Here is a 5,612-nt window from a genome sequence, read left to right as displayed (position 1 = left end):
CCGGCACTCAACGAGAGTGCCGGGCGCCTTCGCGTACAGGGAGGTCAGGCGGCGAGGTCGAACTCGCGGCCGTGCACCCCGGACATGAAGCAGAAGAACTCGTGCAGCGTGTACGTGTGGACCTGGGCGTCGGGGGTGGCCGTGTCGCGAACCTGGACCCCGGCGCCAGTGAAGCTGAGGGCGATGCGGTGGCCCGTGAAGACGCCGCGGCGCAGGTTCGCCAGCCAGCCGTTCCAGACCTCAGCCGGGTAGACCTGGGCGGGCAGTGAGCGGTCCTTGGAGTCCCGCAGGGCCACGTGGCCCTCGGCGAACGCCGTCTCGAAGCACCCCTGGGCGCTCTCGGACGCCCGGGCCTTGAACCAGGTGGCGTGGCTGAAATTAGGAACAGTCATGTCATCTCACGTCTCGTGCCGGATGGTTCGTACGAACTCCAGCGAGGCGGCCGGGGAGAGTGCCTGGCCGCACAGCTGGGTGTAGAGCTGCCCGAACCGCCGGATGTCCTTCGGCTTCGGGAGGTAGAGGTTGCCGCCCGGCGTGTCGCAGTACACGACCTCGGGCTCGGCAGGGTCCGGGAAGTCGATCATCGTGAAGCCGCCCGTCAGCGATCCGTGGGGTCCGGCCGCGAAGGGCAGGCACTGGAAGGTGATGTTCGGGACTTCCTCGCCGCACCGGATCAGGTGGTCGAGCTGGTCGCGCCAGGCCTCCGCGTCGCCGACCGGCCTGCGCAGCGCCGCTTCATCCAGGATGATCGCCAGCTCGACCGGGACCGGTTCCCTGGTGAGGACCTCCTGCCGGGCCATGTGGGCATCGGTCAGGAGGTCAAGCTCGGTGTCGCTCGCGGCCGGCAGGCCGGACCGGAGGATGCCCCGCATGGTGGGACGGGTGCGCGTCAGGCTGTGGATCGAACCCAGGGCGAAGACCCGCAGTGTACGCGCGGCCTCCTCCAGCCCCAGGTAGGTCTCCAAGGTGGGAGGGAAGGCGGCTTCGTGCGCGGTCCACATGCCGCCCTCGGGTGCCTCGCGAGCCATGGCCAGCAGCGCGTTGCGCTCGTCCTCGGGGACGCTGTACCTGTCGAGCAGCCCCTTGAGCTCGATCATCTTGACGTCGCGCTTGCCGTTCTCGATCCGGCTCATCGTGCTGTCCGACACCCCGATGGACTGACCTGCCTGTTCGACCGTCAGTCCTGAAACTTCACGGAACTCCTTGAGGCGTCGGCCGACCTTCCGCCGGTGCTGGAGCGGCCCCATGGGTGCTGTCGCCACTGCTGACCCTCCCCTCTGCCTGCGTGCCAGAGCCGATTTTGCCCTACGGACCGCACCAGGAGTAATCGCTCCGCTCACCGACGCCCTCCACTCCGAAGGAGATCAAAGGAAATTTCACAGAGAAGTTGCACGCTGAAATTTCAGGGTACATCCTAGGTGTCACGGAGACGTGACGGTCGGTGATCGCTTTTTCCTCGGCCGCGCCGGAGACGAGGGATACCCCCATGCCGCTCAGCACTTCGACGTTCGCTCACCAGCCCCCCGGCGGGCTGACCGCGCCGCCAACCGGCCTCACCCCCGGCGCCCGCTGGCTCCTCCACGGCCAGTCGGACCTCGTCTCCCGGGTGGCCGCCTGGCGCGAGCTCCACGGGCTGGCACCGATCCAGATCCTGCCCGGCCCCGGCTGGGAGGCCATCGCCGTTCACCGCGTGCTGGGCGAGCCCGCACTGCGGCGACTGGGCCGACCCGGACCGGTTCTCTTCACCGGTGGCTCGATCGTCTTCTTTGTCCCGGCCCTCACCCACCCCTGGGGGTCCGTGCTCAACGGCATAGCCAGGAAGACCCCCGAGCTCTGGGATTGGGGGAAGAGCCTCACCGGCCATCTGTCGGCGGACGGAACACACGAGATCCACTGCCCCAGGCCCGGCATCCCCCACCGCAAGGGCCCGTATTGGCTGGCCGAACCCGACGGCACCGACCGGCTGACCTTCGCCGGGGAGCTGGCCTCCGCACTCGACGCCGTCTCCGAGTCGGCGCTCGCACCCCTCCTCGCGGGCAAGGAGAAGGCGCCCACGACGGAGACGGCCCCCAGCGCTCCCCAACTCTCCCCCGAACGTTCGCGCAACACCGTCGCCGCCTTCTTCGGCCGGCGGCCGCACAGCACGGAGGCGACATGACCCCGCCCGTCCAGGTCAGCACCGAAGACGCCAGGCAGACCTCCTTCAAGCTGAGGGAGGCTCACCTCACCGCCGAGCACATCCCCCTGCTCCGTTCCCTCGCCGTCGACCGGTGCCACCGCTGGCTGGCCGAACGCGGCTGTGTTCTCGGCGACCCCGAGCAGGACCCCGTCAGCGCTGCCGTGCACGACGCGATGCTCGTCCTCACCGAGCTGCTCACCAACGTCCTCAAGCACGTGATCAACCACGGCACCTGCTGGCCTCCCAGCAACGTGCCCGCGCAGCGCCCCGGCGCCCCCGAGTGGATCGAGCTCGACCTGGAGCTGGAGGCGACCACCGGCCTGACCCTGCTCATCGTCGTCCGCGACGGCGCCCCGAGCGGGCCGGTGCTCGACACCACCGAGCCCGGCGACTTCGAAGGCGGCCTCGGCCTCGGCCTGGTGCGCGCCGTCAGCAACGACGACTGGGGCTGGGAGCCCACGGGCAGCGGCAAGGCCGTCTGGGCCCGCTGCCCCCTCGTCACCCCGACGAACTGAGCGATCGGAACCCCCCATGACCACCCGAGCCCCGCACCCGCGAACAACCCGCGCAACCCCGACACGGATCGGCCCAGACCGGTTCCGCCTTCCCGACGGCCGCATCCTCACCGTCCCGGTGCCCGCCGGCGGGCACGAACTCCGCACCGGCTCCTGGATCAAGGTCGGCGACACGGCGTGCGAGATCACCAGCCTGCTCTCGCGCCGGGACGGCGGGCGCACCCTCCACCTCGACGACGGTGCCCTCATCCTGCCGCTTCCCCGCCTCGAAACCGTCGCGGAGTTCACCGTCCTCACCACCGGCCAGCCGCCCGCCCCGTCCACCCCTGCCCGGACCGGCGAACCGCCCCGGCGGCGGCCACCGCGCCCTTGCGCTCGAACGGAACCCTCCATGCGACCCGCACCCTCCCGGCCCGCCCCGCAGGTCCGGCCGCTCGACACCCGAGTGCACGTCACCGAGCCGGACCACGCCGGGATCTACCACCTCTCCGACGGCCGGGCCCTGCTCAACCCCCTGCCCGCCGGGGCCGGCGACATCCGCATCGGCAGCTGGGTCCAGCTCGACGGCAGGCCGTACGAGGTCGCGGACATGACCGGTCTGATCACCCGCCGGGTCCTGCTCCTGCACGGCACCCGCCAGGTCATCGTCCTCGGTCTGAGCGACACCGTGCAGCGCTACACCGTCCTCGAACGCCGCCGGGACGGACGGTAGACGGTGAACCCCCTGCCCCGACACCACCCCACACCCGCCCAAGCCGCTGCCATGCCGCCCGGCATCTGGCTGCTCGGAGTCCTCGGCAGCACGCACCGCGACCGGGGCTTCATCCGCTGGCTGGCGGAGCCCGACCTCCTGATCTCCGTCCCCACCGGGAGCCGCTGGGACACGATCTCCCTCCCGGCGGCCACCGGGCTGCCGCTGCTCGCCGCCGCCCTCGCCGGCCCCTGCGCCCACCGCCTCGGACCGGTGCTGTACGACGCGACCTCCGACCTCACCTACTGGCTGATAGCCCCGGACCAGGAACAGCCGTGGCTCGGCCACCACCCGCTGGCCAACCTCCTGCCCGCCGGTGAACGCCTCAAGGTGCCCAACCCCGCGCCCGACCCCGACTTCATCGACGAGCCGGCCAGCCCCGGACCTGCGGTCGTCCGCTGGGCCTACTGGCCGCCCGTCACCGGCACCCTCACCTCGGGGCGGTGGCTGGGCCACACCCTCATCGACCCTGGCACGCCGGTGAGCGCAAGCCACCCCCGAGAGGACTAAGCCGACCCGGCCACCACCGCCCCGACACCCCGAGGACCCCCGTGCCCGCCGCCCGCTTCACGGCCACCTACACCAGCACCGACCTCGCCGGTGCCCGCCACCCTCTGCTGCGGCACGTCAGCCACCACGCCACCGCGGGGCAGGCCCTGCGCTGGCTGGGCCGCCTGCTGCGCGCCGGAGGAACCCAGCTCGACCGCTCTGAGCGGGACCACCGCCTGGAAGCCTTCACCGACAACGACGCCTTCCACCGTGTCTGCTTCCGGCTCAACAACGGCACCCCTCTGCGCATCCAGCACCGTGCCGGCCGACGCGTCGTCACCGTGGCCGTGACCAACACCGTCCACTGGCGGCTCCTGCCCGCCAGCCCCGAGCCGCCCCGGGAGGTTCGCCGGGCGGCCCTGGTCCGAAGCCGAACCGCGGCCGCCAGGAGCCGCTGCCTGCGGCGGGCCGAGGGCCGCGAGCAGCCGGAGCACCGGCCGTGACCGGCACCCCGCTCGGTGCGCCGGGCACCGGCGGCCACCGTGTCGACACCCCCATCGGAGGCGCCCCGCGACCACGGGCACCCGCATCGCCGACAACCCGGCCGCCCCCAGCGGCCTGGCAGAACCAGAAACGACCCCCTCCGCATCGGCGACGCGCCACCGGCGAAGCCCCGACCAGACCCCGAAGGACATGAACGACTCACCCGCCCCCGAGCACCAACTCCTCGTACCCCCCGCGTCGGCGGCGAGGACCCTGCCCATCCTCCTCACCCGGCAGGTCGCCCCCGGCGCCCGCATCCTCCAGATCGGCCCCGACAGCGACATCACCCGCGAGCTCGCGAACCTGAGCGGAGACACCCCCTTCTTCTCCGTCCAGCCGGACCGCGCCGGCGAAGAAAGCGTGCGCGCCCCGCTCGGACCCCGCGGCCGCAACCTCGGCCTCGTCGATGTCCACATCGGCGACCTCGCACACGGCCGACCGGACCAGGGCCCCTACGACCTGATCGTCTCCGCCCTCCCCGTCCGGGGCATCCCCCGCGCCTGGCTCACACAACTGGCCAGGGGCGGTGCCCTGGCCGTTCCTCTCGCCTTCGGTGGCCGCCACCCCTGGGCCGCCGCAGTGAATCGCGCCACCGGCGTGCGAGTTCGGCTGCTCACCGCGGGGGAGGATCACTGGCCGGTGCCCGAGGACGGCCCCCTGTACCCCGACGGCGGCGACACCCCCGCGACCCGCCCCCACCTTCCGGCCCCCGACCTGGGCACACGGCGCCGGAGGGCGGTCGCCGCTCTGCGAGAAGAGCAGTGGGCCGACCTGTGGGCCTACCTGGCCGTGCACCACCCCCGCCGCCTCGCCGTCGCCGGGGTGGAAGAACGGCTCCGCTGGGAGCAGACCCTCGCGCTGGCCGACGGCGAGCACGCTGTCTACATCCGCCCGGACGGGCTGTGGACCACCAGCGACCAGCGCCCCGCCAGAGCCCTCGCAGCCCAGGCCGAGCAGGCGATCCTCCACTGGGGCTGGGCGCACCGGCCTCCCTTGCCCTGGTGGGTGGCCGAGCTCGGGCCCGTCACCGCGTCCACCGCATCCCTCCTCCGGCCGGACGGTTGGCACATCAACCGGATCCGGATCGAGTAACCGGCCCTCTGCAAGGCCGACGGGGCGCCCACCGTGTTCGGTG

General features: G+C 72.2%; 8 protein-coding genes. 6 read left to right on the top strand and 2 right to left on the bottom strand.

Going from position 1 to position 5,612, the window contains the following annotated elements:
- Positions 1-44 precede the first annotated feature (44 nt).
- Together ACFXPX_RS43305 and ACFXPX_RS43300 are read right to left on the bottom strand one after the other, a co-directional pair.
- Entirely contained in the window at positions 45-392 is a 348-nt protein-coding gene (locus tag ACFXPX_RS43305; RefSeq protein WP_380531513.1) for a DUF397 domain-containing protein, read from the bottom strand.
- A gap of 6 nt (positions 393-398) precedes the next feature.
- Entirely contained in the window at positions 399-1,262 is an 864-nt protein-coding gene (locus ACFXPX_RS43300; protein ID WP_380531511.1) for a helix-turn-helix domain-containing protein, read from the bottom strand.
- Between the two features lie 224 nt (positions 1,263-1,486).
- Between ACFXPX_RS43300 and ACFXPX_RS43295 the strand changes: the two genes are divergently transcribed.
- From ACFXPX_RS43295 to ACFXPX_RS43270, 6 genes are all read left to right on the top strand, one after another.
- Complete coding sequence (locus ACFXPX_RS43295; RefSeq protein WP_380531508.1) at positions 1,487-2,158, top strand: hypothetical protein; 672 nt, start codon at positions 1,487-1,489, stop codon at positions 2,156-2,158.
- Positions 2,155-2,694 (top strand): ATP-binding protein, encoded by a 540-nt coding sequence (locus ACFXPX_RS43290; RefSeq protein WP_380531506.1) that lies wholly within the window; start codon positions 2,155-2,157, stop codon positions 2,692-2,694. Before ACFXPX_RS43295 ends, ACFXPX_RS43290 begins: the two co-directional genes overlap by 4 nt.
- Positions 2,695-2,710: 16 nt before the next feature.
- Entirely contained in the window at positions 2,711-3,406 is a 696-nt protein-coding gene (locus ACFXPX_RS43285) for a hypothetical protein (RefSeq protein ID WP_380531503.1), read from the top strand.
- A 51-nt stretch (positions 3,407-3,457) separates the two neighbouring features.
- On the top strand, positions 3,458-3,955 hold the full coding sequence (locus tag ACFXPX_RS43280) for a hypothetical protein (RefSeq protein WP_380531500.1): 498 nt from the start codon (positions 3,458-3,460) through the stop codon (positions 3,953-3,955).
- Between the two features lie 41 nt (positions 3,956-3,996).
- Complete coding sequence (locus ACFXPX_RS43275; RefSeq protein ID WP_380595306.1) at positions 3,997-4,437, top strand: hypothetical protein; 441 nt, start codon at positions 3,997-3,999, stop codon at positions 4,435-4,437.
- Between the two features lie 190 nt (positions 4,438-4,627).
- Entirely contained in the window at positions 4,628-5,569 is a 942-nt protein-coding gene (locus tag ACFXPX_RS43270; RefSeq protein ID WP_380531494.1) for a hypothetical protein, read from the top strand.
- Positions 5,570-5,612: the final 43 nt, after the last annotated feature.

It is taken from the genome of Kitasatospora sp. NPDC059146, from assembly GCF_042786665.1.
Taxonomy (GTDB): domain Bacteria; phylum Actinomycetota; class Actinomycetes; order Streptomycetales; family Streptomycetaceae; genus Kitasatospora.
This window is presented reverse-complemented; position numbering and strand designations above follow the sequence as displayed.

Excerpts from the sequence above, each read along its gene's own strand:
- ACFXPX_RS43305 (WP_380531513.1), bottom strand. The coding sequence starts at position 392 with ATGACTGTTCCTAATTTCAGCCACGCCACCTGGTTCAAGGCCCGGGCG.
- ACFXPX_RS43295 (WP_380531508.1), top strand. The coding sequence starts at position 1,487 with ATGCCGCTCAGCACTTCGACGTTCGCTCACCAGCCCCCCGGCGGGCTG.
- ACFXPX_RS43290 (WP_380531506.1), top strand. The coding sequence starts at position 2,155 with ATGACCCCGCCCGTCCAGGTCAGCACCGAAGACGCCAGGCAGACCTCC.
- ACFXPX_RS43285 (WP_380531503.1), top strand. The coding sequence starts at position 2,711 with ATGACCACCCGAGCCCCGCACCCGCGAACAACCCGCGCAACCCCGACA.
- ACFXPX_RS43280 (WP_380531500.1), top strand. The coding sequence starts at position 3,458 with ATGCCGCCCGGCATCTGGCTGCTCGGAGTCCTCGGCAGCACGCACCGC.
- ACFXPX_RS43270 (WP_380531494.1), top strand. The coding sequence starts at position 4,628 with ATGAACGACTCACCCGCCCCCGAGCACCAACTCCTCGTACCCCCCGCG.